Here is a 26,161-nt window from a genome sequence, read left to right on the forward strand (position 1 = left end):
TCTCGGGCCGTCGCGTTCAACGGGAGCGCGGCTTACGATCAAAACCGGAGGAACAACACCATGAAACACCTGACGAGAATCCTGGCCGTGGCGCTCGCCGTGCTGCCCGCCGCCGTCTACGCGGAATATACCGGGCCGTCCACGCTGACCACGACGACCGTGAAGGAACTGCTCGCGAACGGCAAGGACGACCAGCACGTGCAATTGCAGGGGCGCATCGTCAAGCATGCCGGCGGCGAGGACTATGAGTTCGCGGACGCGACCGGCACGATCCGCGTCGAGATCGACGACAAGCTGTGGGCGGCCGGGCAGCCCGTCAACGACAAGAACGAGGTGAAGCTGACCGGCGAGTTCGAGCGCAAGTGGTCGGGCAAGGTGAAGGTGGACGCCGATCACGTCGAAGTGCTGCACTGACCGATGCGCGCGGGGCCGGTGATAACATGGACGACCGGTTCCCGCTCCCACCAAGATGGCCGACAATTTCGACGAACTCGCGTCCCGGATCCGGGCGCAATTTTCCGAGCTGAGCCCGCAATTCCAGGCGGGCGCCGCTTTCCTGCTCGATCATCCCGACGAAGTCGCCACGTCGTCGATGCGCAAGGTCGCGCAGCGTGCGCAGGTGCAGCCCGCGTCGCTCGTGCGGCTCGCGCAGCAATTCGGCTTCCCCGGCTGGAACGAGCTGCGCGACCTGTGCGTCGCGCGCGTGCGCACGCGCCCCGAGCCGCTCACGCAGCGCGCGCGCTCGCTCGTGCGGCCCGACGCGAAGGCGTCGCTCGCGCACGACCTGCTCGCCGCGCAGCAGCACAACCTGTCGGCCACCGCCGCGCAGAACGAGCACGCGCTCGCGGACGCGGCCAAGCTGATCCGCAAGGCGTCGCACGTGCATGTCGCGGGGTTTCGCTCCTGTTATCCGGTCGCGTTCGGCTTCGTGTACGGCTACCGGCTGTTCCGTCCGACCGTGTCGCTGCTCAACGGCGTCGCCGGCTCGCTCGAAATGGAGCTGCGGACGATCGCGAAACAGAGCGTGACCGTGGTCATCAGCTTCGCGCCGTATTCGGCGGAAGCGACGCGCGTCGCGCAGGCCGCGAAGGCGCAGGGCAGCCGGATCGTCGCGATCACCGACAGCGCGGTGTCGCCGATCGCGCTGCATGCGGACGCGCAACTGATCTTCACGCACGACAGCCCGTCGTTCTTTCCGTCGCTGGTGGCCGCGCATGCGATGACCGAGGCACTGGTCGCGCAGTTGCTGGCGCTCGAAGGCAGCGATGCGGTCGCGGCGCTCGAGCGCACGGAAGCGGAGCTGCACGCGAAGGGCGCTTACGTCGTCTGACGCGGTACCCACGGCTCCGGCCGTTTTCCGTTCACGATTCAATCCGAACCATCCGATGACGTTCACATACGAGGTGACCGACGCGGGCGATGCGAACGTTCGCAAGCAGATCGTCGCGCCGCTGGTGCGTTTCAACGAAAGCCAGGCCGGCCCGAACGACTTCCGTCCGCTGGCCGTGCTCGTGACCGATGCGGACGGCGCGGTGGTCGGCGGCCTGTGGGGCGGCACGGCGTTCGGCTGGCTACATGTCGACCTGCTCGTGGTGCCCGAGCAAGCGCGCGGCCAGGGCGCCGGCACGCGCATCATGGATCTGGCCGAAGCGGAGGCCGTCGCACGCGGCTGCCACAGCGCGTGGCTCGACACGTTCGACTTCCAGGCGCGGCCTTTCTACGAGAAGCGCGGTTATGTCCGCTTCGGCGAGCTGCCGGATTACCCGGTCGGGCACACGCGCATTTTCCTGACGAAGAAGCTCGCGGGCTGAGCGGCGCCGCCGCTGCGCGGCACGGTTGACGATGTCACCGGCCGTCGCCTAGGATACCGGTCAGCGATGCAGGTCGCTTCCGGGTCCGCGGAAAGGGTTGAACCCACCTGTCGCAGCAAATCCAGTCTTTCCCCATCCTTTGTGCTGGCGGTATTGCGGACCTTCGGCCATTTCTGCACGAGGATCCGCATGAACACGCTGCCCCCCAGGGCCAATCCCGAACATCTGAAAAAGCAGGCCAAGGCATTGTTGCGCCTGTACCGGCAGGGCGACGCGCAAGCCGTCGAACGCTTCGTCCGGTTTCTGCCCGCCGCCGCGAACCGCACGCACGACGAAGTGCTTGCGCTCGGGCTTCGCCTGCACGACGCGCAGTCCTGCATTGCGCGCGAGTACGGCTTCGCGTCGTGGGCCGATCTCGGCGCGTTCGTCGAAACGCATGCGCTGGCGCGACAGCAGCGCTCGCTGCTGATCCGGCGCTGGCTCGATCTCGCATACGGCGGCGATGTGACCGGTGGTTTCGGCGCGGCCCGGCCGCGGGTCGCCGCGCAATTGCTGCGCGACCAGCCCGACCTCGTGTCGGGCGATCCGACCATCGCGTGCGCGGCGGGCGATCTCGACGCGGTGCAGGCGGCCCTGGCCGCCGATCCCGGCTGGATCGCGCGCGCCGGCGGCGCGCTGAATCTGCCGCCGCTGGTCGCCGTCACGCATTCGCGGCTCGGGCAGATTCCCGAGTTTGCCGTCAGGCTGCGCGCCTGCGCGCGCCTTCTGCTCGATGCCGGCGCCGACCCGAACCAGCGGATCGGCAACCGGTTCCCACCGGCTTCGCTCGCCGCGCCCGACGAGTCGGGCCCGCTGTCGGCGCTGTATGGCGCCGCCGGTGTCAATCGCGATCCGGCGCTCACGACCCTGCTGCTGGAAGCCGGCGCCGACCCGAACGACGGCGAATCGCTGTATCACTCGCTGGAGAACCCGGCGTGCACGCGGCTGCTGCTCGAGCACGGCGCGCGGGTGGGCGGGACGAACGCGGTGCGGAGGGCGCTCGACATGCGCGATGCGACCGCGCTCGAACTGGTGCTCGCGCATGGCGGCGACCCGAACGAACCGGCCGGCGAGGGGCCGACGAAGATGTGGGGCGCGCCGTTGTTGCGGGCGATCGCCGTGCGCTGCTCGGCACGCCATATCGCCGCGCTGCTGGCGGCCGGCGCCGATCCGGGCGCGCGGACGGTGGCAGGCGTCAGTGCGTACCGGCTGGCCATGCAGACCGGGCTGCCCGACGTCGCGGCGTTGCTGCGCGCGGGCGGCGCGGAGGAGACGCTCAGCGCGGCAGACGCGTTCGTGGCGGCCTGCGCGCGTGCTGACGCCGACGCCGCGCGGCGCATCCAGGCGCGGCATCCCGAATTGCCCGGCGCGCTGCCCGACGACCGGCTGCGGTTGTTGCCGGACGCCGCCGCGTGGGGCTCGGGCGACGCGGTGAAGGTCATGGTCGAACTGGGCTGGCCGATCGCCGTGCGGGGCGGCGACTGGGACGCGAGCGCGCTGAATCACGCCGTGTTCCGCGGCGATGCGGCGCTGCTGGCGTTCCTGCTCGAACACGGCGCAAGCTGGCGCGAAACGCACGGGTTCGGGAGCGATGCGCTCGGCACGTTGTCGTGGGCGTCCGTCAACGAACCGGAGGGCGTCGGCCATCCCGACTGGGAAGCCTGCGCGCGCGTGCTGATCGCGCACGGCGTGCCGCAAGCCGCGCGCGACCCGTCGAATCCGGACGGCGTGCTGATCGACGGTCGCGCGATGCGGTTCTCCGAAGCCGTCACCGACGTGTTGCGCGGCATCGACGACGGGCAGCCCGCATCGAAGTGAACGACAGCGGTCGGACAGCGGGCGGGCGGTGATACCTGCCCGCCCGTTGCCGGCCGCGAGATTTTTCCTGTCGTGCGACGACATTTCGGCTATTGCTGAAACGTCGCGTGCACGACCGGCGTAAGCTCACCCGTCAACACCTTCCGGGAGTCCACGATGACCCGTTCCGACCTTCAAGCCCGCCAAGCCGAAGCTTTCCGCGCACTGCACACGCGCCCCGGCGCGTTCATCATCCCGAACCCGTGGGATGCCGGCACCGCCCGCCTGCTCGCGATGGCCGGCTTCGAGGCGCTCGCCACCACGAGTGCCGGCTACGCGTTTTCGAAAGGGCAGCCCGACAACGCGATCGACCGCGACGCGATGCTCGATCACATCGCCGATCTCGTCGCCGCGGGTGGCCTGCCCGTGAGCGCCGATCTCGAGAACGGCTTCGGCGACGCGCCCGCAACGGTGGCCGAAACGATCCGGCTGGCGGCCGAGGCCGGCGCGGTCGGCGGCTCGATCGAGGATGCGACGGGCCGTGCCGATGCACCGATCTACGCGCGCGAAGCGGCGATCGAGCGCATCGCTGCGGCCGTCGACGCGGCGCGCGCGCTGCCGTTTCCGTTCACGTTGACCGCGCGCTGCGAAAACTACCTGCATGGCCGCCGCGACCTCGCCGATACGATCGCGCGGCTGGTCGCCTATCGCGACGCGGGCGCCGACGTGCTGTATGCGCCGGGCATCACCGATGCCGACGAGATTGCGGCGGTGACGCAGGCGGTCGGCGCGCCCGTGAACGTCGTCATGGGATTGCAGGGTGGCTTGCTGAGCCTCGATGCGCTGGCGGCGCTCGGCGTGAAGCGCGTCAGCGTCGGCGGCGCGCTGGCGCGGGCCGCGCTCGGCGCGTTCCTGCGCGCCGCGATGGAGATGGCGCGCGACGGCACGTTTACGTTTTCGCAAGCGGCCGTGCCGGGTCGCGAACTCAATCGCTGGTTCGCGGCACCCGATAATTCGCCGGTTTTGTTCGATGAATGACGACAAATAAAAGGTGGGATCGTTTCCAGTCGAAACGTTGATTGACAATAATCAACCGATTTCACGTCCGAATTAAATGGCAATGACGGCGCGAAAGCCATCGTTTATTCTCCGCATTTCTCCGGTTCACCCGGAACCGGCGCGCAAGCCGCGCCGGACCTGGCGATTGCCTTTCGCCGCGCGTGCCGGTGCGGCGCATTGTTACATTTTCCCGGGCGACGCGTTTTTTGTGCGCGGGAGTTGCCGGTTATTTTTTTGATTGATAATCTGCCGCACGTCGAACGACCGGTCGGTGAGTTGCCGGGAATATCAATATATAAAAACCTGAGAGAACGATGACGATCCGAGAAAATCAGCGTGTCGGGTTTCGCGTCGGCGATGTCGTGACGCTGAAAACGGGCGGGCCGCGCATGACCGTCACCTATGCCGGGCCGGTCGTGTTCGACGACAGCGACTGGCTGATCTGCCAGTGGTTCGACGAAAGCGGCGAGTTCCGGCAGGAAATGTTCCATCACGACACGGTCGTGCCCGAGCCGCGCGCGATTTCGGCCGGGCGTGTCCGGATGCGCATGCAGTCGCATCGCTACCGGTCGGCCGCCTGACGCGGGCCGGTCACAGCGTGCGGCAGTGCGCGGCGCCCGCGCCACGACATTTCACGCCAGCCCGAAACATGAGGCGGCGCGCTGCGCCGATACTGCACGCATGAACCCGACCGATCCCATTGCCGCGGTGACGCACCGCGATCCCTATCCCTACTATGCAGCGCTCGTCGGCGGGCCGTCGCTCGCGTTCGACGCGACGCTCGGCCTGTGGGTTGCGAGCCGCGCGACGGCCGTGACCGCCGTGCTCGGCCATCCCGCGTGCCGCGTGCGTCCGCTGGACGCGCCCGTGCCGCCCGCGTTGCGCGGCACGACGGCCGGTGCACTGTTCGGCGAGTTGGTGCGCATGAACGACGGCGCGTCGCGGCACGACGTGCCGAAACAGGCGCTGCGCACCGCGTTCGCGCCGATCGACGCCGATGCGTTGCGCGCCCGCGCCGCGCAGCTGGCCGCACGGCGGTTGCCGGCGCCGGGCGACGCCGATGCGCTGAACGCGTGGTGCATGACGGTGCCTGTCTGCGCGGTCGCCGATCTGCTCGGCTTCGACGAGACGCAGCTCGACGACATTGCGGCGCAGGTCGTCGACTTCGTCGCCGCGCTGTCGCCGCTGTCGGACGCCGCGGCGCTGGCCCGCGCGAGCGACGCGGCGCGACAACTGCTCGACCGGATGGCGGAGCGCGTTGCGCAGACGCACGCGCACGACGGCACGCTGGTCGCCGCGGTGCAGCAGGCGGCCCGCGCGGCGGGCTGGCAGGCGAGCGGCGGGCTGGTCGCGAATCTCGTCGGGTTGCTGTCGCAGACCTGCGAGGCGACGGCCGCGTGGCTCGGCAATGCGCTGGTGGCTTGGGACGGGGACGCGCAAGCCGCGCGCGTCGCGCCGGACGACGCGACGCTCGACGCGTTCGTGGCCGAAGTGGGACGCTTCGATTCGCCGGTGCAGAACACGCGCCGCTTCGTTGCGGCGCGCACGACGATCGAAGGCGTGACCGTCGAAGCCGGCGACGCGATTCTCGTCGTGCTCGCCGCGGCGAACCGCGACCCGGCCGTGCATCGCGATCCGCATCGGCTGATGCCGGGCCGCGCGGCCGGGCCGAATTTCGGTTTCGGCACGGGGCCGCACGGCTGTCCGGGCGAGCGGATCGCGCGGGCGGTGACGACGGGGGCGTTTGGTGCGTGGCTGCGCGCGGGCGGCTGGGCGCCGCGCGACCGGCTGGCGTGGCATTACCGCGCGTCGACCAACGTCAGGATGCCGATGTTCGACGCGGCGCGGTGAAGGGGAAAGAGGGACTTAACGGCAGCCTTGTTTCTCCGCCCATTGCTCCTGGGCGGCGACGCGGCGTTGCACGCGTTCGACGAGGCCGGTCGAGAAGGTGCGCATGCTGATGCCGCGACGCTTCGCGATGATCGTCTGCGCGACGTCGGCTTGCGGGTTCGGCTGGCATGCCCAGTACAGCGTCATCAGCCAGCCGATGCCGGTCCACGCGAACAGCGCGTTGAACAGCGCGATCGTCAGCTTGTCGCGCCGGCCGCGCCGGTCGGCAATGATGGCAGGCAGAAAATAGAGCGCGATCGCGACAACCGAACCCACTGCTTGAATCAGGACTGCGTTCTGCATGGTGCTGCTCCGTCCGAACTGCAATGGAGCCGATTGTCGCGCTTTTTCCGTTCGTGTGCCGGCAATTGATTGTTGCGTTTTTAATCACGATCAGCCGGCTTCGGCGTTCTCCAGCTGCTCATCGTTGCTCAGGATGAACCCTTCGTCGAGCCAGCCCGTCACGCCGCCGATCATCAGCTTGACCGGCCGGCCAAGGCGGGCGAGCTGGATCGCCGCGCGCGCGGCGCCGTTGCAGTGCGGTCCCGCGCAGTAGACGACGAACAGCGTGCCGGCCGGATAGCCGGCGAGCTTGCTCTCGATGATCTTGCGGCGCGGCAGGTTGCGCGCGCCGGGCACATGGCCGGCCGCGAACTGGTCGGGGCCGCGCACGTCGAGCAGCACGAAATCGGGCGTGCCGGACGCGAGCGCGTCGTGCACGTCCCAGCAATCGGTCTCGAATCGCAGCGAAGCCTCGAAATGCGCGAGGGCGGTAGGGCTGTCGGCGGCGGGCACGTCGGTGACGTAAGACATGGGCAGGCTCTCCTGGTCGAAAGGGCGCGGAAGGCGCCGTCATGAAGGGCAGTATCGCGGTTCGGCGCGTTTTGCGGCAGTGGCGCGATCGACAAGTTCCGGTAACATCGCGCCATGCACAATCATCTCGTCGTCGCGCTCGCCTACGATCGCCTCTGCACCTTCGAATTCGGCTGCGTGGTCGAACTGTTCGCACTCGAGCGCCCCGAGCTCGGCGTCGACTGGTATCGCTTCGCGGTATGCGCGAGCGAGCCGGGGCCCGTGCGCGCGGCGGGCGGCATCACGGTCGCCGCGCCGTACCGGCTCGCGACGCTCGATCGCGCGGACACCATCGTGATCCCCGGCTGGCGCGATCCGGACGAACTGCCGCCGGAGCCGTTGCTGAAGAAACTGCGGGCCGCGCATCGGCGCGGCGCGCGGCTCTGCTCGATCTGTTCGGGCGTGTTCGTGCTGGCGGCGGCCGGCGTGCTCGACGGTCTCACCGTGACGACGCACTGGCGTTACGCGGAGCGCCTGCAGGCACGTTATCCGGCGCTGCGCGTGAATCCCGATGCGCTTTACGTCGACGAAGGGCAGATCGTCACGTCGGCCGGCTCGGCGGCGGGGCTCGACATGCTGCTGCATCTGGTGCGTCGCGATTACGGCGGCGCAATCGCAAACCGTGTCGCGCAGCGCCTCGTGCTGCCGCCGCATCGCGACGGCGGCCAGGCGCAGTTCGTGCCGCGTCCGGTCGCGCCGGGCGGCAGCGACCGACTCGCGAAGCTGATCGACTGGATGCGCGTGCACGCGGCCGAGCCGCACACGCTCGCGTCGCTCGCCGCGCAGGCCGCGATGAGCACGCGCACGCTGCAGCGCCAGTTCGCGGACGCGACGGGGATGTCGCCGCTCGCGTGGCTGATCCGCGAGCGCGTGAATGTCGCGAAGGACATGCTGGAAGCGCAACCCGCGCTGTCGCTCGCACAGATCGCGGCGCGCGCGGGGTTCGGGTCGGAGGAATCGCTGCGCCGGCATTTCCGGCGCGTCGCGGCGACCAGCCCGGCCGCCTATCGGCGCGGGATGGGTCGAGGCGAAAGATAATGACGGGCGCCGAACGGGGCCGTTCGGACACGACAACAAAAGGAAAAAAACATCATGGGCTTGTTCGGAAAGCTGTTCGGAAAGAAATCGCGCGACGAAGCGTCGTCGTCGGCTCAGGTGCCTTCGACCGGCGAGCAGGATGCGCAGGAAGCGCAGAGCGGCCCCGACATCGCACCCGAACTCGCGCCCGCGCTGGCGGCCTACCAGGCCGGCCGGCACGAGGCCGCGATTGCGATCGCCGCGCCGTACGCCGAGCGTCTCGCCGATGCGGCGCGGCTCTGCGCGCTCGCGTATTCGGCGATGGACCGGTATGACGACGCCTTTCCGCACTGGCTCGCGTTGTTCGAACAGGAGCCGAGCGCGCACAACGCGGTGCAGCTCGCGACGACCTCGGTGATGTGCGGTGAGGTCAAGCGCGGCGAAGCGTGGTTGCAGAAGGCCGCCGAGGTCAATCATGAAACGCACGAGCAGTCGGATGTCGCCGCGCGCGTGAACTTCATCTCCGCGCTGATGCAAAGCGGCCATCTTTACGACGCGCTGCCGCATATCGCGTGGATGCGCGACGTGTACGGCCAGGTGCGCATCACCGATTCGACGTTCCTCTACATGCGCGGCATTCCGTTTTTCCCGTCGTTCCTCGAGAAGAGCCTGGAGATCCTGAAGGCCACGCAGCCGGCCGATGCGATTGCGCCGTGGTACGGCGCGCTCAACGGCAAGCTCGACGAGGAAGGCGAAGCGCAGCTTGCCGCGTGGGTCGGCCAGCTGCCGGGACAACCGGCCGCCTGAACGGCCGCCGGCGTTCGCGATAACCGATGACCATTCATTCCGAACAAGGACTCCGATGACGATGCTGCCTTCCCGTTTGCCGCTGATCCAGGCCCCGATGGTCGGTTCGCTGAGCCCGCTCGCGATCGCGGTGTGCGAAGCCGGCGGGCTCGGCTCGCTCGCGTGCGCGGCGCTTGGCCCGCAGCAACTGCGCGACGAGATCGCGGCGATCCGGGCACGCACGCCCGCGCCGTTCAACGTGAATTTCTTCTGCCACACGCAGCCGGCGCCCGACGCCGAGGTCGACGCACGCTGGCGTGCGGCGCTCGCCGGTTACTACGCGGAAGCCGGGCTCGATCCGGCCGACGTGAAGGGCGGCCCCGGCCGCGCGCCGTTCGACGATGCGATGTGCGCGGTCGTCGAGGACTTGCGGCCGGCCGTCGTGAGCTTCCATTTCGGGCTGCCGGACGACACGCTGCTCGACCGCGTGCGACGCACCGGCGCGCGAGTCGTTTCATCCGCGACGACCGTCGAGGAAGCGCGCTGGCTCGATGCGCGCGGCGTCGATGCGATCGTCGCGCAGGGCGCGGAGGCCGGCGGCCATCGCGGGATGTTCCTGACCGACGACATCCATGCGCAACCGGGCCTGTTCGCGTTGCTGCCGCAGATCGTCGACGCGGTGCGCGCGCCGGTGATCGCGGCCGGCGCGATCGCCGACGGGCGCGGCATCGCGGCCGCGTTCGCGCTCGGCGCACGCGCGGTGCAGATCGGCACGGGCTACCTGCTGACGCCGCAGGCCGGCCGCTCGGCGCAGCATCGCGCGGCGGTGCGCGCCGCGCGCGACGACGGCACGCGCGTGACCAACCTGTACACGGGCCGGCCCGCGCGCGGGCTACTGACGCGCTTCATGCGCGAGCAAGGGCCGATGAGCGCGCTCGCGCCCGCGTTCCCGCTCGCGACGGCCGCGGTCGATCCGCTGCGCGGCGCGTTTGAGCGGCAGGACCGCGACGATTTCTCGCTGCTGTGGTCGGGCGAGGCCGCGGCGCTCGCACGCGAAGAGGATGCCGGCGTGCTGACGCGGCGCTTGTGGGATGACGCGCTGGCGTGCGCGGCGGGGTTGCGCGACGCGTTCCCGCAGGCGGTCTGAACGGCCAGGGCAGGGGGCGCCGGAGCGGAAGCATCGGCGTATGATCTGGGTTTTCGTCAGCCCGATCCAGGCACCCCCATCATGACCTCCGTTGACACTACCCCCGTCCTCGACCATGACAAGCTCGTTACCTTCATCGAGCGCAAGTGGAACGATGAAATCCTCCACGCACTGACCGACTACATCGCGATCCCCGCGAAGAGTCCCGCGTTCGACCCCGATTGGGCGAAGCGCGGTTATCTCGAGCGCGTCGTCACCGACGCCGCGCAGTGGGCCGAACGACAGCCCGTGAAGGGCCTGAAGCTCGAGATCGTGCGCCTGCCGGGCCGCACGCCGGTGATCTTCTTCGAATCGCCGGCCACGCGCTCGGGCAGCACCGACACGATCCTGCTGTACGGCCACCTCGACAAGCAGCCCGAATTCGACGGCTGGCGCGCGGACCTCGGCCCGTGGACGCCGAAGTTCGAGAACGGCAAGCTGTACGGCCGCGGCGGCGCGGACGACGGTTATGCGATCTACGCGAGCCTCGCGGCGCTCGGCGCGCTCGACGAGCAGGGCATCGAGCGGCCGCGCTGCGTCGGCCTGATCGAAACCTGCGAGGAATCGGGCAGCTACGACCTGCTGCCGTACGTCGACGCGCTGCGCGACCGGCTCGGCCAGGTGTCGCTCGTGGTGTGTCTCGATTCGGGCGCCGGCAACTACGACCAGATGTGGCTCACCACGTCGCTGCGCGGGCTCGTGTCCGGCGACCTGCAGGTCGAGGTGCTCGAGGAAGGCATTCACTCGGGTGTCTATGGCGGCATCGCGCCGTCGAGTTTCCGCGTGATGCGCCAGCTGTTCGAACGCCTCGAAGATGCGAAGAACGGCAACCTGCTGCCGGGTGTGTTCCATTGCGAGATTCCGTCGAGCCGCGTGCGCGAGGCCGACGCGGCCGCCGCGATCCTCGGCGATGCGGTGTGGAAGGGGCTGCCGTGGGCGTGCGGCGCGGACGGCAAGCCGGTGCTGCCGACCACGACCGATCCGCGCGAGGCGCTGCTGAATTCGACGTGGCGTCCGTCGCTGTCGGTGACGGGTGCGGCCGGCATGCCGGCGCTCGCCGATGCGGGCAACGTGCTGCGTCCGCGCACCGCGTTCAAGCTGTCGCTGCGCCTGCCGCCGCTCGTCGACGCCGCGCAGGCCGTGCAGCAGCTGAAGGAACTGCTCGAACTCGATCCGCCGTACAACGCGAAGGTCACGTTCAAGCCGGACGCGGGCGCCGCGACCGGCTGGGCGGCACCCGATCTCGCGCCGTGGCTCGCGTCGTCGCTCGACGCCGCTTCGCGCCGCCACTTCGGCGCGGACTGCGCGTACATGGGCCTCGGCGGCACGATCCCGCTGATGAACGTGCTGCAGGCAGGCTTCCCGTCCGCGCAGTTCATGGTGTGCGGCGTGCTCGGGCCGAAGTCGAACGCGCACGGCCCGAACGAGTTCCTGCACGTGCCGTACGCGAAGAAGCTGACGGCCGCGGTTGCGGACGTGATCGCGTCCGCGCGCTGATCGTCGCGACTGCCCGACTCAATCCGACCTGAAGGAACCCTGCCGATGACCGCACTGCCGACGCCCGACGCCGAACCGCTGCGCATGCGCGCCGAACCGCTGCATGCATTCGTCGCGGCACTCTGGGAACGGGCCGGCAGCAGCGAGCGCGAGGCGCGGCTCGTCGCCGATCACCTGGTCGGCGCGAATCTCGCGGGCCACGATTCGCACGGGATCGGGATGATCCCGAACTACGTCGCATCGTGGCGTGAAGGGCAGTTGCAACTGAACGGGCACGCGTCGATCGTCCGCGACGGCGGCGCGGTGCTGACGATCGACGGCGGGCGCGGCTTCGGCCAGGTGATCGCGTTCGAGGCGATGGTCGAAGGGATCGAGCGTGCGCGGCGCATGGGCATCTGCGCGATCGGGCTGCGCGACGTGCATCATCTCGGCCGCATCGGGCACTGGGCCGAGCAGTGCGCGCGCTCGGGGCTCGTGTCGTTCCATTTCGTCAACGTGCCGGGCGACCTGCTGGTCGCGCCGCTGTACGGCACCGATCCGCGCTTCGGCACGAATCCGTTCTGCGCCGCGTATCCGCGTGCGGGCAAGCCGCCGCTGCTGCTCGATTTCGCGACGAGCGCGATCGCGTACGGCAAGACGCGCGTCGCGTACAACCAGGGCAAGCGCGTGCCGGCCGGGTCGCTGATCGACCATCTCGGCCAGCCGACCGACGATCCGGCGGTGATGCACGAGCAACCGTTCGGCGCGCTGCTGCCGTTCGGGCTGCACAAGGGGTATGCGCTGGCGGCGATGTGCGAGATCTTCGGCGGCGCACTCGTCGGCGGGCATACGACCTATGGCGATACGCTGCAGACGACGAGTGCGATCGTCAACGGGATGCTGTCGGTGCTGATCGATCCGAACGCGTTCGACGCGGCCGACGCCGAGCGCGAAGCCGATGCGTTCGTTGCATGGGCGAAGGCGTCGCCGCAGGCCGGCGATGCGCCGGTGCAGGTGCCCGGCGAACCCGAGGAAGCGAGCCGCGCCGCGCGCGGCGCGGGCGGCATTCCGGTCGATCGCGCGACGTGGCGGCAGATTCGCGAGAGCGCGGCGGCCGTTGGCTTCGACGACGCCGATCTCGATGCGTGGACGCAGCGCTGCGAGGCTTCCGCGTGAGCTGGCAGTCGGAGAAGGCGCACGGCGAGGAGATCGCGTACCAGCTTGCTCCGCTCGGCATGGTCGAGGTCGCACGGTTCTTCAGCGGGGCGGCGATGCGGCTCGATGGCGTGATGTTCGGCTTCATGTCGCGCGGGTCGCTGTTCCTGCGTGTCGACGACGTGAATCGTCCGGCGTTCGTCGCGGCGGGCATGGGGCCGTTCTCGTACGCAAGGCCGACGCGTACCGTAGCGCTCGAGGGCTACTACGAAACGCCGGCCGACGTGCTCGAGGATGCGGGCGCGCTGTTCGACTGGTGCCGCAGCGCGTATCGCGCGGCGCTGCTGGCGGGGCCGCCGAAGCGCAAGGCGAGGGCCGCCCGTAAGCCGGTGCCGGCGACGGGATCCGCGGCGGCGCCGAAATCCACATCGAAGCGTTCGGTGAAACCGGAGCCGAAGACGGCATCCACGGCGGCAGCGAAATCCGCGCCGAAACCTGCGCCAAAACCGGCGCCGAAGCCGAAGCCGAAAGCGATAGCGGTAGCGGCATCGAAACCTGCGCGGAAACCGGCATCGAACCCCCCGGCCAAGCGCAAACCGGCGTAGTGCCGGTCATGCGAGGCGATCGCCTCGCGACGTTCCCTTTCCTTTCTTTCAGGCGTGCCCATTGCCGCGCGACGGGTGCGCGAAAGCGCCAGGCTTGACGCACCGCACATCCTGCATGCTTCACAACGGCAGCCTTGGCGTTTATGATCGGCGCGGGTTGCGCCGGTGCCTGGCACGACCCGCGCCGGCCTCGCCGCCGGCCCCGCGAACGGCGCATCGTACGCCGCGCGGAACGCTTCCCCACTCATCATTCCAGCGGAGACAGCCGATGCCCGTCCTGATTCTCGGTTTAGCGATCTTCCTCGGTGTGCACTCGATCCGGATCGTCGCCGATGGCTGGCGCTCCGCGATGATCGCGCGAATCGGCGAGAAAGGCTGGAAGGCCGGTTATTCGATCGCGTCGATCGTCGGCTTCGTGCTGATCGTCCGCGGCTACGGGATCGCGCGCGAGAGCGCGACGCAGCTGTGGGTGTCGCCGGTCGGCGTGCGCCACCTGACGGGCATGCTGACCGCGGTCGCGTTCGTGCTGATCGCCGCGTCGTACGTGCCGCGCAACCGGATCAAGACGCTCGTCGGACACCCGATGCTGGCCGGCGTGATGGTCTGGGCGGTCGCGCACCTGCTCATGAATGGCACGCTGCACGCGGTCGTGCTGTTCGGCGCGTTCTTCGTGTGGTCGATCGTCGATTTCGTCGTGTCGCGTGCGCGCGACCGCCGCGACGGTGTCCGCTATCCGGCCGGCGGGCTGTCGGGCGACGTCGTCGCCGTGCTGGGCGGACTCGTCGTCTGGGCCGTGTTCGCGCTGTTCCTGCACGGCTGGCTGATCGGCGTGCGGCCGTTCGGCTGAACGCGCACGCCGGGCAGCAGGCCGCCGGTCAACGCAGCTTCGCGCCGGACGCCTGCCCGAACGGCGGCTGCCTGCGCCGCAGGAAGTACGACGCGACGATCGCGAGCGCCGTCGATACCGTGAACCAGAACTGGAATCGCGAATCCGGGTTGAACGCCTGCGACCCGAGCACGGCGACCAGCGCCAGCAGCGCGACCCAGTTCGACACCGGATAGAACCACGCGCGGAACGCCGACGGGTCGCGTTGCTCGTGCTTCGTCTGCCGGCGCATCGCGAAGTGCGCGGCGATGATGAAGATCCACACGATCATCACGAACGCGCCGCTGCTCTTCGCGAGCATCAGGAACAGGTCGCCACCGCTCACGAAGTGCACGCCGAGGATCGACACGCAGATCGCGAGGCACAGCACGAGCGCGTTCATCGGCACGCCCTTCGCGTTGGTGCGTCCGAACATCGCGGGCGCATGGCCGCGCTGGCTCAGCGAGAACAGCATGCGCGAGTTCGAGAACAGGAACGAGTTCATCACCGACATGAACGACACGAACAGCACGATCTTCATCGCGACGGCCGCGCCGGCAAACGAGATATGTGAAAGACGTCGTGCGGTTTGCTCATCAATTGCCGCTGCGTTGCCGTGATGGCGGCAGCGGCGAGCGTGCGTCAGATCGGTTTGACGAACAACCCGATGGTCAGTACCGCGCCGATGCAGACGATCCCGATGCGCAGGATGCGTTCGTTCACGCGCTGCAGCGCCCACGTGCCGAGCAGCCCGCCGACGATCGCGCCGCCGCCGAGCGCGAGTGCGGAGCGCCAGTGCAGTTGAGGTGAGGTCAGGAACAGCACGACGGCCGATGCGTTCATCACGCCCGCGAGCGCGTTCTTGGTCGACATTGCGTGACGCGGCGACAGGCCGGCCATCGTCAGCGTGGCCATCATCAGGAAGCCGAGCCCGCCGCCGAAGTAGCCGCCGTAGATCGCGATCATGAACTGCGAAATCGCGGCGGGGACGGCACCGAGGTGAGCCGTGCCTTCGCGCGGCTTGCGGAAAAAGCTGCCCCACGCGAACACGATCGTCGCGAACAGCACGAGCCACGGCACGAGGTGCGAGAAGATCGACGAAGGCGTCTTCAGCAGCAGCAACCCGCCGAGCGCGCCGCCGACGACGCTGATCGCGAACATCGTGCGAAACGACAGCTTGCCCACGCCGCGCACCATGTTCCGGCTCGCCCAGCCTGTCGTGACCTGTGCGGGAAACAGCGCGACCGTCGACGTGATGTTCGCCGCGAGCGGTGACATGCCCGACACGATCAGCGCGGGCAGCGTGACGAACGAGCCGCCGCCGGCGAGGGTGTTCTGCAGGCCGGCCCAGAGGCCGGCGAGGATGACGAGAGCGAGCATGGGTGCGGGGGCGGGGAGGTGGCTGGGCTCGCTTGCCGGAGGCGGGCAGGCGCGGTGGACGCACGATGGTAATGCAGGATCGCGGGCGCGGGAAGCCGATGCGGCACGCGCGTGCGGTGCGCGTCCATGCCGGCGTCGACATGGACTACATGGCGGTCCGGCGATGGGAGCCGGGCAGCGCGCTCTATATCGTGGGTTCCGCGCGGTTATGCCCGGACCTTCGACGGTCGCCGCGTTGACAGCCACTCATGCCAGGAGACACGAATGACGCATACCCAGGTCGTGCCGTTGACTCGGTCACGCTCGCCCGTCCCGCCCCGCAACTGCACGTTCGACGTGCGCGATTGGGAAATACTGAGCCGCTACTGGCATCCGGTCGCGTTCGCGAGCGACGTGCGCGAACGCCCGCTCGGCGTGACGCTGCTCGACGAGCGGCTCGTGCTGTTCCGCTCAGGTGACACCATCGTCGCCGCGCGCGACGTGTGCCCGCACCGGGGCGCGCCGCTGAGCCGCGGTTGGGTGATCGGCGATCGGCTCGTGTGCCCGTATCACGGCCTCGAATACGCGGCCGACGGCAAGTGCGAGCATATTCCGTCGCAGCCCGACGGCCCGATTCCGGAGCGCCTGTGCCTGACGACCTTCGCGGCGCAGCAGGCGTACGGGCTCGTATGGGTATCGCTGGGCGGCGGGGAACTGCCGTTGCCCGACTTCCCCGCGTGGAACGAGGAGGGTTTCCAGCAGATCCTGCCGCCGTCGATCGATATTCGTGCGTCGGCCGGCCGGCAGACGGAAGGGTTCATCGACGTCGCGCACTTCGCGTGGATTCATCACGACAGCTTTGCCGACCGGTGCAATCCGGTCGTGCCGCAATACTCGGTGGAGCGGCGCGAGAACGGGTTGCGGGCCGAATACGTCAGCACGGTCAGCAACTTTCCGAAGTCGATGCAGCATCGCGCGCCCGACGGGTTTCTGTGGCGGCGCGTGTTCGAGGTCGACGTGCCGTTCTTCGCACGCCTTACCGTGCATTTTCCGGAAGGCGGCCGGCTCGCGATCCTGAACGCGGCCAGCCCCGTTTCCGCGCGACTGACGCGCCTGTTCGTGCCGATCGTGCGCAACTTCGATCACGACCTGCCGCTCGACGACGTGTACGAATTCAATCGCCAGGTGTTCGAGGAAGATCGCGAGATCGTCGAGCAGCAGTGTCCCGAGGATCTGCCGATCGATCGTTCGCAGGAAGCGCCGATCCTGGCCGATCGCTCGTCGGGTGCCTACCGGCGTGCGCTCGGCGAGCTGGGGCTCGGCCAGTCTTACGCACGCTGATCGCTGCATAGGAGAACGCGATGAAGATCTGGGAATGCGTGATCTGCGGGTTTCGATACGACGAGGCCGAAGGCTTGCCGCAGCACGGGATCGCGGCCGGCACGCGCTGGGAAGACGTGCCCGACGACTGGATGTGTCCGGACTGCGCGACCGGCAAGCACGATTTCGACATGCAGGTGGTGGCCGCATGAGCATAAGAGAAACGTCGGATAACCGGAACGATCCCGTCGTCATCGTCGGCACGGGCCTCGCGGGTTATACCGTGGCGCGCGAGTGGCGCAAGCTCGACGGCGAGACGCCGCTCGTGATGATCAGCCGGGACGACGGCAGCTTTTATTCGAAGCCGGCGCTGTCGAACGCGCTCGCGCAGCGCAAGACACCCGAGCAGCTTGCGATGTCCGATGCGGCGGCGATGGCGGATCAACTGCGCGCGTCCATCTGGACGCAGTGCGCGGTGCGGCGGATTCGCGTCGACGCGCATGAGGTCGTGCTCGACGACGCGCGGGTGTTGCGCTATCGCGCGCTGGTCCTCGCCACCGGCGCGGATGCGCGGCGCGTGCCCTGCGAAGGCGATGGTGCGGCCGACGTGCTGTCGGTCAACGACCTGGCCGACTACGCGCGGCTTCGCAGCGCACTGAGTGACTGTCGATCGGTCGCGATCCTCGGCGCGGGTCTCATCGGTTGCGAGTTCGCGAACGATCTGGTCGCGGCGGGGCTGACGGTCACCGTGATCGATCCCGCTGACGCGCCGTTGTCGCGATTGCTGCCGCCGGAGGCCGGACAGGTGTTCGCGCATGGGCTGCGCGATGCGGGCGTACAGCTTCGGCTCGGCGCGGGCGTGCGCTCGATCGCCCGTCTCGTGCGTGGGTACCGGCTTGCGCTGACGGATGGCGCGAGCCTCGACGCGGACCTCGTGATCTCGGCGATCGGGCTCGTGCCGAGAACCGCGCTCGCGCGAGAGGCGGCGCTCGATGTCGCGGACGGGATCGTGACCGACGCGTGGTGCCGCACCAGCGCGCCGGACATCTTCGCGCTGGGCGACTGCGCGGCGATCGACGGGCGCGTGCGGCCTTACGTGCTGCCTATCATGCATGCGGCGCGCGCACTGGCGCAGTGCTTGCGGGGCACGCCGGCACGGGTGGATTTTCCGGTGATGCCGGTCGTGGTGAAGACGCCGGCCATTCCCGCCGTCGTCGTGACGGCGGATGATGGCGGCCGCTGGACCACCGAGATCGGGGTCGGCGATGCGCCGCGCGCGACGCGTGCGCTCTGCTCGGATCCCGAGTCGGGGCGCATCACGGGTTTTGCGCTGCTCGATTCGGCGACGGCGGAAAAGGCCGCGCTGCTGAAGGCGATGACCGCTGGCGCATCGACCTAGCCTTATAGCCGCGCGCGAGCGCGCGGCCCCTGAAATGGCGCTTTTCCAGGTGCGCCTTCGACAGGCAGCCCCTTCGCTGACCGACCCCTGTCGCGGACGCGGCCCGCACGATGTGCGCGGGCTCGTCCGTTCGTCGCCGCGAGCATTTGCTCGCGGCTTTTTTGCTTTTCACCGCGTGCGTTTCACCGCCTGTCGCCTGCGTGTTCCGGCACCAGCTTCTTCGCGACGCCCGACACGAGGCGCCGCAGCCAGATGGCGGCGGCGCTGCGATGCGTGCGGTCGTGCCAGAGCTGGTAATAGCTCAGTGCCTGCGGTTCGCACGGAAGCGGTTCGATGCGTAGCGGCAGCAGGCTGCAGAAATGCATCGCGAGCGTGCGCGTCGTCGTGAACAGCAGGTTCGAGCGCATCAGCACATAAGGCGCCATGCCGAAGTAGGGCATCGTCGTCGTGACGTTTCTCGACAGGCCGCCGCGCGCGAGTTCCCGGTCGATCGTGCCGAGCCCCGTCGCGTGATGCGTGGTCACGCCGAGATGTTCCGCTTCCCGGTAGACGTCGGCGGTGAGCCGGCCGCGCTTGATCCGGTGATCGTCGCGCATCAGGCACACGAGATCGTCCCGGCACAGCGGCTGCAGATGCAACTGCTGGGCAGGCGTGCTCCAGTTGCCGACCGCCAGATCGAGCGCGCCGCTTTCGAGCGCGTGTTCGTATCCGCCGTCCACCGTCATCAGGTGCTGGTACTCGATGCGTGCGCCCGGTGCCTCGTGTTTGAACGCGTCGACGATCGCGGGAAGGAAGAACACGTCGAGATAGTCGGGCGAGCCGATGCGGAACGTGCGGCGCGTCGTGGCGGGGTCGAACTTGCTGGCCGGGTTCAGCACGGCGGCGATGCCGGCGAGCGCCTGGTCGAGCGGCTCGACGAGCGTCATCGCGTGACTGGTCGGCACCATCCGGCTGCCGCTCCGCACCAGCAGCGGATCGCCGGTGATCGCGCGCAGCCGGCGTAGCGCGACGCTGATGGTCGGCTGCGATTGTCCGAGCAGCAGGGCGGTGCGCGAGACGCTCGATTCTGTGATGAGCGTGTGAAGGGTCTTCAGGAGATGGGCGTCGATGACGTGTCGGGACATGCTGGCTGCCGGTGAGTTCGTTTGTGCAGCGATGTATACGTAGCGATATTTCGGTCGTCAATCGAGTGGATCGCCGGAGCCGGCGGACGGGCCTTGCGGGGCGGACTTCATAACGGATCGGATATCGCGTCTATGTTCGCGGGTTCATGGCCGCGACGTGGGTCGCAGTGCGGACTCGACCCGAAAACCGCTGATTTAACCCTTCATTACGATGGGCTTTCCGGAAAAATGCTAAATTCGCCGCTCGATATCTCGGAATTTGAAGAGGGCAGGCAGATGCTGAAGAAATGGGTCGGGATGGCAGTGGTGGTTGGCGCGACGGCAGTGGCGTCGCTGCCTGCGATGGCCAGTGACACGAACAATGCACTGGGCGGCGCGCTCGGCGGTGTCGCCGGCGCGGCGGTCGGCCATGCGGTCGGCGGCAGCACGGGCGCCATCATTGGCGGCGCAGTGGGCGGCGGCGCAGGCGGCGCGGTGACGTCGAACAAGCGCGAACGCACGGGTGCGGTCGTCGGCGGCGCGCTGGGCGGTGGCGCGGGCGCCGCTGCGGGCAACGCGATGGGCGGCACGACCGGCAGTCTCGTCGGCGCCGCGGTGGGCGGCGGTGCGGGTGCGGCGCTGGGCGGCCACGTGTCGCGCAACAACTCGCGTTCCAACGACAACTACCACGGCAACAAACACAAGAAGCACCACAAGCACAACGACTGACCGGCGGTTCCCCGGCGAGCCTCGATGAAGCGAGCGGCGAGCGGACGGCGACGAAGCGCGCATCATCGCGACTTCATCCCGCACGGCTCGACGAACGCCGAGGGCGCCGGGCCGCCGCTGCATGACCGACCTCGCGATGGAGGCGGTCAATCCATCATTTCGTCATGCCGTCGCCGGTGATCAGGGCCTTGAGCACCAGGTCCGAGATGGTGCGGTAAGCCGCGTCGAAATCGTCGCTGCCCAGCGAGCGCTTGCCGAGCACCAGCAGCATCTGGGGCGCGAAATCCGCGTACGCCTGCGTGGCTGCCCAGATCAGGAAGAACAGATGCTCCGCATCGACCGGCCTGACCTTGCCGGCATCGATCCAGCGTTCGAGCACCCGGATGTCGTCTCGCAACACCGGAATCAGCTGTTTGCGAATTTCCTTTCCGTAAGTCTTCGCGCCGCCGATGATCTCCAGCGCAAACACCCGCGATCCATGCGGGCGATTTCTGGAGAACTCGAGCTTGGCCCGGATGTAGGCCGACATGGCTTCCGCGGGCTCTCGATCGGGCGCCGCAAACTCCCGCATCCTGCCGAGCCAGTCCCGCAATACGTCATCCAGCACGCGCTTGTAGAGCGCCAGCTTCGTTGGGAAGTAGTACATCAGGTTCTGCTTCGACAAGCCGGCGGCCGCGGCGATCGTCGTCACCGAACTCCCCTCGAATCCGTGAGTGGAAAACGATTCTTCGGCCGCGGCGAGAATGGCCGCCTCGAGCGTGTCGCGCAGCGCTTCGCGCCGGCCATGCGGCCGGGCGGGCGTTCCGGCCGTCGGCTCGGACGGGTTCGTCGCCATGTCTTCCACCTTCATGTCGGACCGGGGGTGTCGTCCGCTCAATGCGTGTTCGCGTCCGGATAGGTGATGCGTTCAGGCGCGCGCTGCATGATGACCTTCCCGGCGCGAAGCGACATGTGCACCTTCGCTTGCTTGCGAACCACTTCGTAGTCGCAATCCGCATCGAGGATCAGCAGGTTGGCCGGCCGCCCGACGGCGATGCCATAACGATCGCCCAGCGACATCGCGTTGGCGCTGTGCTCCGTGACGAAGTCGAGACATCGCTGCAGGTCTTCATAACCGAGCATGTGGCAGACGTGCAGGCCGACGTCGAGAATGCGCAGGATGTTGCCGTTGCCGATCGGATACCACGGATCCTTGATCGAATCCTGTCCGAAGCACACGTTGATGCCGGCGCGATCGAGTTCCGCCACCCGCGTAATGCCGCGTCGTTTCGGAAAGGTGTCGAAACGCCCCTGCAGGTGGATGCTTTCGGTCGGACACGAAACAAAATGGATTTCCGAGCGCTTCAGCAAGCGGAACAGCTTCGAACAGTACGCGTTGTCGTAGGAACCCATCGCGGTCGTGTGGCTGGCGGTGACGCGCGTGCCCATCCCGCGAACCCGCGCTTCCTCCGCGAGCACCTCCAGGAAGCGTGAGTGCGGATCGTCGGTTTCGTCGCAATGGACATCGACCAGGCAGCCCTTGCGTTCCGCGAGATCCATCAGGAACTTGATGGAGCTCACGCCCTGGTCGCGGGTGTTCTCGAAATGCGGAATGCCGCCGACGACGTCGGCGCCCATCTCGATCGCGCGCTCCATCAGCGCGCGTCCGTTCTCGAACGATTCGATGCCCTCCTGAGGGAACGCGACGATCTGCAGATCGATCAGGTCGCGCGCCTCGTCCCGGACCTCGAGCATCGCCTTCAATGCGGCAAGCGTGTGATCGGTGACGTCCACATGCGTGCGGACATGCTGGATGCCGTTGTCGCGCAACATCCCGATCGTGGTGTGGGCGCGGGCTTTCGTATCGTCGTGCGTGATGGTGGCCTTGCGCTGCCCCCATCGCTCGATGCCTTCGAACAGCGTGCCGCTCATGTTCCACTCGGGTTCGCCGGCGGTCAGCGTCGCATCCAGATGAATGTGCGGCTCGACCAGCGGCGGGATGACGAGATTGCTGCCTGCATCGATGACGTCATCCCCTTGCGGCGTCAACGGCGACGGCTGGAGGTCGATGCCGCGAATCGTGTCCGCATCGATGTCGATCGTGAAGAGGCCGCTACGGCCGCGCAATTTCGCATTGACGATTTTCATGAAAGCTCCTGTTGTTCGGGGGACCGGGACGGCGCTCGGCGGAATCATTCGCCCTGGACCGACGGTTCGCGCGACAGCGCACGGGCAATCTGCAGCAGCACGACGTACGCGCCGGCGGACGCCGCGATGCCGACGATCGGCGCGATCCACGGCGACGTGTAAGCGAGGATCGCGCCGATCGCGTAGGCGGCCAGACCCACCAGATTGAAGCGCGGAAGGCGCGCGGTGGCAAGCGGCGGGTATTTCCCGCGATGGCGGTACCAGTAGTCCGCCATGATCACGCCGCCGACCGGAGGAATGATCGAACCGAGCAGCACCAGGAACGGAATCAGCAGCTCATACATCCCGCCGACCGCGAGCACGATGCCGATCGCCGCGCCCACGAGGACGAGCGTGCGGCGCCGTTCGGTGCGCAGCAGGTGGCATCCGGCGGCCGCGACGTTGTACATCGTCGGCCCTTGGATGGTCCACAGGTTGAGGCACAGCATCACGACCGCCGCGATCGACAGGCCCTGCAGCATCATCACTTCGACGATATCCGCTTGCTGATAGACGATCGCGCAGTACGCGCCCGCGATGATCATCAGGCCGTTGCCCACGAAGAATCCGATCATGCTTGCCGACACGGCGCTGCGCGCGCTGCGTGCGAGGCGCGTCCAGTTGGTTGCCTGGGTGGCACCGCTGGCAAAGGTGCCGATGACCATGGTCACGGCGGCCGAGAACTGCATCGGATGAGACGGCGCGATGTGCTTGAGGCCGGCCCATCCGCCGATATCGCGGGTGGCGATCCACATCGACGTCATCAGCAGCACGAACATCAGCGGCACGGAGACGCGCGACAGCACGTCCATGCCCCGATAGCCGATGATGGCCGTGATCGAGAACCCGAAGCCGAACAGGATCATCAACGGCGTGGTAACGGAGGCCGGCCACCCGAGCAGCTTGACCAGGACGATGGCCACCGTTGCGGTGCCCCATGCGTACCAGCCGAGTTCGGCGAAGCCGAGCAGGAAATCGGACAGCTTGCTGCCGACTTCCCCAAAGCAGAATCGTCCCATCAGCACCGCATTCAGGCCGCTGCGGGCCGCAATCAGCGCCAGCGACGCCGCATAGGCGGCGAGCAACAGGTTTCCGATCACGGCGATCTGGATCATGCTGACGACGTCGAAGGCAACGCCGATTTTGCCGCCGGCAAACATCGTTCCCGTGAAGAACGTGAAACTCAGCAGCACCATCGTGATCGACAGGAATCCGGTGCGTTTCTCGAGCGGGACTTCGCTTAGCGAGAATTCTCCGTGATCGGATGCGTTCGTCGGGCGTGAATCCTGGTTCGTGGGCATCTTTACTCCCGTCAGCGATCTGGGTGGGTCCGAAAGGGTTGGCAGGGGCCGTGCATGGACAGATGACGCGCTGTTTCCAGGTGTCATTCTCTCTGTCCAAAATTTTTACAAGCGTAAAAATTCAGGCCGGGCGGATGGTGGGGGGAAGGGCGGGATTGGTGCGGTGCACCCTTGGGGTGTCGTGTGTATCGGTCGATCCGTCGCTGCGCCGTTTTTCCGCGCGCTTGCCTCCGTGAAATTGACGTGCTAATTTTTCATGAAATTTAGCGAGGTAAATTTCACCGGAGCCCGCATGTTCGTGCAGTCCGACCGTCACGTCGCAAGCTACTACGCCGGCACCTATCCGGCGCCGATCCCGCGTCGTCCGGAGCTGGACGAACGCATCGACGCCGACGTGCTCGTCGTCGGCGCCGGCTTCAGCGGGCTGCATACGGCGTTGCGTCTCGCGCTCGCCGGCAAGCGCGTCGTGGTGCTCGAGGCGAGCCGCGTCGCGTGGGCCGCGTCGGGCCGCAATGGCGGGCAGGCGCTGCTCGGCTGGTCGTGCGACATGCAGCCGCTCGAGGATGTGCTCGGCCGCGACGGCGCACGCCTGCTGTGGGACAGCATGCGCTGGGCCGCGACCGAGGTGCGCGAATTGCCCGGGCGGCACGGTTTCGACATCGATTACCGGCCCGGCAGCCTGTGGGCGGCGGTGCGGCCGCGGCGCGTCGCGATGCTCGCGCAGGCCCGCGACGAGGCCGCCGAGCGATGGGGCTACGACCGGCTGCGCGTGATCGAGCGGGCTGAAATGCCGGCGTGGATCGGCGGCGGGCGCTATCTCGCGGCACTCCACGATCCCGAGGCCGGCCACCTGAATCCGCTGAAGCTCGCGCTCGGCCTCGCACAGACGATCGAGCGCGCGGGCGGGCGCATCTTCGAGCAGAGCCGCGTGCTCGACTGCCGCGAGACGCCCGGTGGCCACGTCGCCCGCACGGCGCGCGGCGAAGTGCGCGCGGACGTGCTCGTGCTGGCCTGCAACGCGTACGTCGACCGGCTCGATCGCGACCTGGCGCGCCGGCTGCTGCCGGTCGGCACGTACCAGGTGGCGACCGCGCCGCTCGCGCCCGATGTCGCGCGTTCGCTGCTGCCGCAGAACAGCTGCGTGATCGACAACCAGTTCGTGCCCGACTACTTCCGCCTGAGCCCCGATAACCGGCTGCTGTTCGGCGGCGGCTGCACGTATCTCGGCGGCATCCCGGCCGATATCGCGGCGGCGACGCGCCCGCACCTCGAACGTGCATTCCCGCAACTGGCCGGCGTGCCGCTCGATTACGCGTGGGGCGGCCATATCGACATCAGCATGCGCCGCACGCCGGACATTGGCCGTCACGGGCAGCGTTTCTGGCTGCAGGGCTTCTCGGGGCACGGCGTGCTGCCGACGCTGGCCGGTGCGCGCGCGGTCGCCGACGCCGTGCTCGGCGACGAGCGCCTGCTCGCCCAATACCAGCGCATCCGCAATCCGCGCTTTCCCGGCGGCGACCGGCTCGCCGCGCCGCTGGAAGCGCTGGGCAAGGTTTGGTACCGTTTGCGCGATACCGTCTGACCGCACCGGAACCCATCATGAACGAACAGGAAGAGATAGAAAGTCTGGCGATCCTGATCCGCGACCTACGCAAGCATCGCAAGGTCACGCTGAACGACCTCGCCGAGCGGATCGGCCGCTCGGTCGGCTTTCTGTCGCAGGTCGAGCGCGGGCTGTCGCGCCCGACGGTCGCGGATCTCACCGCGATCGGCGAGGCGCTCGGCGTGCCGACCACGTATTTCTACAGCCTGAGCAAGCCGCGCAGCGTGCCGTGGGTCACGCGGCCCGACGAGCGGCGCACCGTGTATTACGCGGCCGGCATTACCGACATCCTCGTGTCGCCGAACATGCGCTCGCGCTTCTCGATCCTCGAAAGCCATCTCGCGCCCGGCGCGAGCAGCGGCGAGCGGCCCGTCGACGACAGCGACGAGCAGGGCGGCTTCGTGCTCGAAGGAGAACTGACGATCTGGATCGACGGCGACGACACGCCCGTCACGCTCGGCCCGAACGATGCGTTCCAGCTTCCCGCGCACCGGCGCTTCCGTTACGCCAACCTGACCGACGCGCCGACGCGCGTGATCTGGGTATTCACCTGAGTTGTAGCGGGGCGGGCGGCGTTGCAGGCCGCCGCACCTCGCAGCCTATTTGCAGTACTGATTTAAATGCGACTGCGTTGTTCCGCGTG

The 26,161-nt window shown here is 68.2% G+C and carries 27 protein-coding genes and 1 pseudogene; 20 read left to right on the top strand and 8 right to left on the bottom strand.

The genetic code is table 11. From position 1 onward, the window contains the following. The first annotated feature begins 60 nt into the window (after positions 1-60). From ACN22W_RS18825 to ACN22W_RS18855, 7 genes are all read left to right on the top strand, one after another. Positions 61-414, top strand: a complete 354-nt coding sequence (locus ACN22W_RS18825) for a YgiW/YdeI family stress tolerance OB fold protein (protein WP_129515475.1) — start codon at positions 61-63, stop codon at positions 412-414. A 55-nt stretch (positions 415-469) separates the two neighbouring features. After that, entirely contained in the window at positions 470-1,330 is an 861-nt protein-coding gene (locus ACN22W_RS18830; RefSeq protein WP_048250749.1) for a MurR/RpiR family transcriptional regulator, read from the top strand. A 55-nt stretch (positions 1,331-1,385) separates the two neighbouring features. After that, entirely contained in the window at positions 1,386-1,811 is a 426-nt protein-coding gene (locus ACN22W_RS18835; RefSeq protein ID WP_412024067.1) for a GNAT family N-acetyltransferase, read from the top strand. Positions 1,812-2,000: 189 nt separating this feature from the next. Continuing rightward, positions 2,001-3,668, top strand: coding sequence for an ankyrin repeat domain-containing protein (locus ACN22W_RS18840; protein ID WP_419688958.1), 1,668 nt, complete (start codon positions 2,001-2,003; stop codon positions 3,666-3,668). 156 nt (positions 3,669-3,824) lie between these two features. Continuing rightward, positions 3,825-4,685, top strand: coding sequence for an isocitrate lyase/PEP mutase family protein (locus ACN22W_RS18845; protein ID WP_193100028.1), 861 nt, complete (start codon positions 3,825-3,827; stop codon positions 4,683-4,685). Positions 4,686-5,020: 335 nt separating this feature from the next. Then, positions 5,021-5,287: a YodC family protein gene (locus ACN22W_RS18850; protein WP_129515472.1), complete on the top strand. Its 267-nt coding sequence runs from the start codon at positions 5,021-5,023 to the stop codon at positions 5,285-5,287. 100 nt (positions 5,288-5,387) lie between these two features. Then, entirely contained in the window at positions 5,388-6,557 is a 1,170-nt protein-coding gene (locus ACN22W_RS18855) for a cytochrome P450 (protein ID WP_419688959.1), read from the top strand. 15 nt (positions 6,558-6,572) lie between these two features. Here the strand turns inward: ACN22W_RS18855 and ACN22W_RS18860 are convergent, their stop codons facing one another. Further along, positions 6,573-6,899, bottom strand: a complete 327-nt coding sequence (locus ACN22W_RS18860; RefSeq protein ID WP_129515470.1) for a superinfection immunity protein — start codon at positions 6,897-6,899, stop codon at positions 6,573-6,575. 90 nt (positions 6,900-6,989) lie between these two features. Further along, complete coding sequence (locus tag ACN22W_RS18865; protein WP_412024071.1) at positions 6,990-7,409, bottom strand: rhodanese-like domain-containing protein; 420 nt, start codon at positions 7,407-7,409, stop codon at positions 6,990-6,992. A 114-nt stretch (positions 7,410-7,523) separates the two neighbouring features. Here ACN22W_RS18865 and ftrA point away from each other — a divergent pair, with 114 nt between their 5' ends. From ftrA to ACN22W_RS18900, 7 genes are all read left to right on the top strand, one after another. Next, positions 7,524-8,486, top strand: a complete 963-nt coding sequence (gene ftrA / locus ACN22W_RS18870; RefSeq protein WP_129515468.1) for a transcriptional regulator FtrA — start codon at positions 7,524-7,526, stop codon at positions 8,484-8,486. 54 nt (positions 8,487-8,540) lie between these two features. Further along, entirely contained in the window at positions 8,541-9,272 is a 732-nt protein-coding gene (locus tag ACN22W_RS18875) for a hypothetical protein (protein ID WP_419688960.1), read from the top strand. A gap of 55 nt (positions 9,273-9,327) precedes the next feature. Beyond that, on the top strand, positions 9,328-10,398 hold the full coding sequence (locus tag ACN22W_RS18880; RefSeq protein WP_419688961.1) for an NAD(P)H-dependent flavin oxidoreductase: 1,071 nt from the start codon (positions 9,328-9,330) through the stop codon (positions 10,396-10,398). An 81-nt stretch (positions 10,399-10,479) separates the two neighbouring features. Continuing rightward, positions 10,480-11,934, top strand: coding sequence for a M20 family metallopeptidase (locus tag ACN22W_RS18885; RefSeq protein ID WP_129515465.1), 1,455 nt, complete (start codon positions 10,480-10,482; stop codon positions 11,932-11,934). Between the two features lie 45 nt (positions 11,935-11,979). Next, entirely contained in the window at positions 11,980-13,089 is a 1,110-nt protein-coding gene (locus ACN22W_RS18890) for a malate/lactate/ureidoglycolate dehydrogenase (RefSeq protein WP_419688962.1), read from the top strand. Then, positions 13,086-13,673: a TfoX/Sxy family protein gene (locus ACN22W_RS18895; RefSeq protein WP_419688963.1), complete on the top strand. Its 588-nt coding sequence runs from the start codon at positions 13,086-13,088 to the stop codon at positions 13,671-13,673. The genes ACN22W_RS18890 and ACN22W_RS18895 overlap by 4 nt, the downstream gene beginning before the upstream one ends. A 268-nt stretch (positions 13,674-13,941) precedes the next feature. Further along, positions 13,942-14,520 (top strand): NnrU family protein, encoded by a 579-nt coding sequence (locus tag ACN22W_RS18900; protein WP_193100036.1) that lies wholly within the window; start codon positions 13,942-13,944, stop codon positions 14,518-14,520. Between the two features lie 28 nt (positions 14,521-14,548). On the opposite strand, the pseudogene ACN22W_RS18905 reads toward ACN22W_RS18900, so the two are convergent. Both ACN22W_RS18905 and ACN22W_RS18910 read right to left on the bottom strand, forming a co-directional pair. Beyond that, positions 14,549-15,100, bottom strand: a pseudogene (locus tag ACN22W_RS18905) (amino acid permease); the annotation flags it as partial. An 80-nt stretch (positions 15,101-15,180) separates the two neighbouring features. Then, entirely contained in the window at positions 15,181-15,918 is a 738-nt protein-coding gene (locus tag ACN22W_RS18910; RefSeq protein WP_419688964.1) for a sulfite exporter TauE/SafE family protein, read from the bottom strand. 264 nt (positions 15,919-16,182) lie between these two features. On the opposite strand from ACN22W_RS18910, the gene ACN22W_RS18915 reads away from it, so the two are divergent. From ACN22W_RS18915 to ACN22W_RS18925, 3 genes are read left to right on the top strand one after another with little or no spacing between them, the layout of a single operon-like run. Next, the gene (locus ACN22W_RS18915) at positions 16,183-17,238 is read left to right on the top strand and encodes a Rieske 2Fe-2S domain-containing protein (RefSeq protein WP_419688965.1); all 1,056 of its coding nucleotides are present in this window, start codon (positions 16,183-16,185) and stop codon (positions 17,236-17,238) included. Between the two features lie 20 nt (positions 17,239-17,258). After that, the gene (locus ACN22W_RS18920; RefSeq protein ID WP_048250728.1) at positions 17,259-17,429 is read left to right on the top strand and encodes a rubredoxin; all 171 of its coding nucleotides are present in this window, start codon (positions 17,259-17,261) and stop codon (positions 17,427-17,429) included. Further along, a complete protein-coding gene (locus tag ACN22W_RS18925; RefSeq protein WP_419688966.1) occupies positions 17,426-18,616 on the top strand; it encodes an NAD(P)/FAD-dependent oxidoreductase in 1,191 nt (396 codons plus the stop codon). The genes ACN22W_RS18920 and ACN22W_RS18925 overlap by 4 nt, the downstream gene beginning before the upstream one ends. 182 nt (positions 18,617-18,798) lie before the next feature. Here ACN22W_RS18925 and ACN22W_RS18930 read toward each other — a convergent pair whose 3' ends face one another. Beyond that, positions 18,799-19,740 carry a LysR substrate-binding domain-containing protein gene (locus tag ACN22W_RS18930; protein ID WP_419688967.1) on the bottom strand — a complete coding sequence of 314 codons (942 nt, stop codon included), beginning with the start codon at positions 19,738-19,740 and terminating at the stop codon, positions 18,799-18,801. Positions 19,741-20,016: 276 nt separating this feature from the next. On the opposite strand from ACN22W_RS18930, the gene ACN22W_RS18935 reads away from it, so the two are divergent. Beyond that, positions 20,017-20,448, top strand: a complete 432-nt coding sequence (locus ACN22W_RS18935; protein ID WP_419688968.1) for a hypothetical protein — start codon at positions 20,017-20,019, stop codon at positions 20,446-20,448. Positions 20,449-20,602: 154 nt separating this feature from the next. On the opposite strand, the gene ACN22W_RS18940 is transcribed toward ACN22W_RS18935, so the two are convergent. The 3 genes from ACN22W_RS18940 to codB are packed head-to-tail and all read right to left on the bottom strand — an operon-like array spanning position 20,603 to position 23,915. Beyond that, positions 20,603-21,298 (bottom strand): TetR/AcrR family transcriptional regulator, encoded by a 696-nt coding sequence (locus tag ACN22W_RS18940; protein WP_419688969.1) that lies wholly within the window; start codon positions 21,296-21,298, stop codon positions 20,603-20,605. 23 nt (positions 21,299-21,321) lie between these two features. Further along, entirely contained in the window at positions 21,322-22,575 is a 1,254-nt protein-coding gene (codA, locus tag ACN22W_RS18945) for a cytosine deaminase (RefSeq protein WP_419688970.1), read from the bottom strand. 44 nt (positions 22,576-22,619) lie between these two features. Continuing rightward, positions 22,620-23,915: a cytosine permease gene (gene codB, locus ACN22W_RS18950; protein WP_419688971.1), complete on the bottom strand. Its 1,296-nt coding sequence runs from the start codon at positions 23,913-23,915 to the stop codon at positions 22,620-22,622. 292 nt (positions 23,916-24,207) lie between these two features. Between codB and ACN22W_RS18955 the strand changes: the two genes are divergently transcribed. Both ACN22W_RS18955 and ACN22W_RS18960 read left to right on the top strand, forming a co-directional pair. Beyond that, positions 24,208-25,497: an NAD(P)/FAD-dependent oxidoreductase gene (locus ACN22W_RS18955; protein WP_419688972.1), complete on the top strand. Its 1,290-nt coding sequence runs from the start codon at positions 24,208-24,210 to the stop codon at positions 25,495-25,497. Between the two features lie 17 nt (positions 25,498-25,514). Beyond that, positions 25,515-26,072 carry a helix-turn-helix domain-containing protein gene (locus ACN22W_RS18960; RefSeq protein WP_048245547.1) on the top strand — a complete coding sequence of 186 codons (558 nt, stop codon included), beginning with the start codon at positions 25,515-25,517 and terminating at the stop codon, positions 26,070-26,072. The last annotated feature ends 89 nt before the right edge of the window (positions 26,073-26,161 follow it).

Origin of the sequence: Burkholderia theae (genome assembly GCF_048565265.1) — a bacterium.
In the GTDB taxonomy this organism is placed as follows: domain Bacteria; phylum Pseudomonadota; class Gammaproteobacteria; order Burkholderiales; family Burkholderiaceae; genus Burkholderia; species Burkholderia theae.

Bases quoted from the DNA above. Each gene is read 5' to 3' on its own strand.
- ACN22W_RS18920 (WP_048250728.1), top strand. From the start codon at position 17,259: ATGAAGATCTGGGAATGCGTGATCTGCGGGTTTCGATACGACGAGGCC.
- ftrA (WP_129515468.1), top strand. From the start codon at position 7,524: ATGCACAATCATCTCGTCGTCGCGCTCGCCTACGATCGCCTCTGCACC.
- ACN22W_RS18915 (WP_419688965.1), top strand. From the start codon at position 16,183: ATGACGCATACCCAGGTCGTGCCGTTGACTCGGTCACGCTCGCCCGTC.
- ACN22W_RS18845 (WP_193100028.1), top strand. From the start codon at position 3,825: ATGACCCGTTCCGACCTTCAAGCCCGCCAAGCCGAAGCTTTCCGCGCA.
- ACN22W_RS18910 (WP_419688964.1), bottom strand. From the start codon at position 15,918: ATGCTCGCTCTCGTCATCCTCGCCGGCCTCTGGGCCGGCCTGCAGAAC.
- ACN22W_RS18840 (WP_419688958.1), top strand. From the start codon at position 2,001: ATGAACACGCTGCCCCCCAGGGCCAATCCCGAACATCTGAAAAAGCAG.
- ACN22W_RS18875 (WP_419688960.1), top strand. From the start codon at position 8,541: ATGGGCTTGTTCGGAAAGCTGTTCGGAAAGAAATCGCGCGACGAAGCG.
- codA (WP_419688970.1), bottom strand. From the start codon at position 22,575: ATGAAAATCGTCAATGCGAAATTGCGCGGCCGTAGCGGCCTCTTCACG.
- ACN22W_RS18855 (WP_419688959.1), top strand. From the start codon at position 5,388: ATGAACCCGACCGATCCCATTGCCGCGGTGACGCACCGCGATCCCTAT.
- ACN22W_RS18930 (WP_419688967.1), bottom strand. From the start codon at position 19,740: ATGTCCCGACACGTCATCGACGCCCATCTCCTGAAGACCCTTCACACG.
- ACN22W_RS18835 (WP_412024067.1), top strand. From the start codon at position 1,386: ATGACGTTCACATACGAGGTGACCGACGCGGGCGATGCGAACGTTCGC.
- ACN22W_RS18890 (WP_419688962.1), top strand. From the start codon at position 11,980: ATGACCGCACTGCCGACGCCCGACGCCGAACCGCTGCGCATGCGCGCC.
- ACN22W_RS18825 (WP_129515475.1), top strand. From the start codon at position 61: ATGAAACACCTGACGAGAATCCTGGCCGTGGCGCTCGCCGTGCTGCCC.
- ACN22W_RS18960 (WP_048245547.1), top strand. From the start codon at position 25,515: ATGAACGAACAGGAAGAGATAGAAAGTCTGGCGATCCTGATCCGCGAC.
- ACN22W_RS18935 (WP_419688968.1), top strand. From the start codon at position 20,017: ATGCTGAAGAAATGGGTCGGGATGGCAGTGGTGGTTGGCGCGACGGCA.
- ACN22W_RS18850 (WP_129515472.1), top strand. From the start codon at position 5,021: ATGACGATCCGAGAAAATCAGCGTGTCGGGTTTCGCGTCGGCGATGTC.
- ACN22W_RS18885 (WP_129515465.1), top strand. From the start codon at position 10,480: ATGACCTCCGTTGACACTACCCCCGTCCTCGACCATGACAAGCTCGTT.
- codB (WP_419688971.1), bottom strand. From the start codon at position 23,915: ATGCCCACGAACCAGGATTCACGCCCGACGAACGCATCCGATCACGGA.
- ACN22W_RS18880 (WP_419688961.1), top strand. From the start codon at position 9,328: ATGACGATGCTGCCTTCCCGTTTGCCGCTGATCCAGGCCCCGATGGTC.
- ACN22W_RS18865 (WP_412024071.1), bottom strand. From the start codon at position 7,409: ATGTCTTACGTCACCGACGTGCCCGCCGCCGACAGCCCTACCGCCCTC.
- ACN22W_RS18955 (WP_419688972.1), top strand. From the start codon at position 24,208: ATGTTCGTGCAGTCCGACCGTCACGTCGCAAGCTACTACGCCGGCACC.
- ACN22W_RS18830 (WP_048250749.1), top strand. From the start codon at position 470: ATGGCCGACAATTTCGACGAACTCGCGTCCCGGATCCGGGCGCAATTT.
- ACN22W_RS18940 (WP_419688969.1), bottom strand. From the start codon at position 21,298: ATGAAGGTGGAAGACATGGCGACGAACCCGTCCGAGCCGACGGCCGGA.
- ACN22W_RS18860 (WP_129515470.1), bottom strand. From the start codon at position 6,899: ATGCAGAACGCAGTCCTGATTCAAGCAGTGGGTTCGGTTGTCGCGATC.
- ACN22W_RS18925 (WP_419688966.1), top strand. From the start codon at position 17,426: ATGAGCATAAGAGAAACGTCGGATAACCGGAACGATCCCGTCGTCATC.
- ACN22W_RS18900 (WP_193100036.1), top strand. From the start codon at position 13,942: ATGCCCGTCCTGATTCTCGGTTTAGCGATCTTCCTCGGTGTGCACTCG.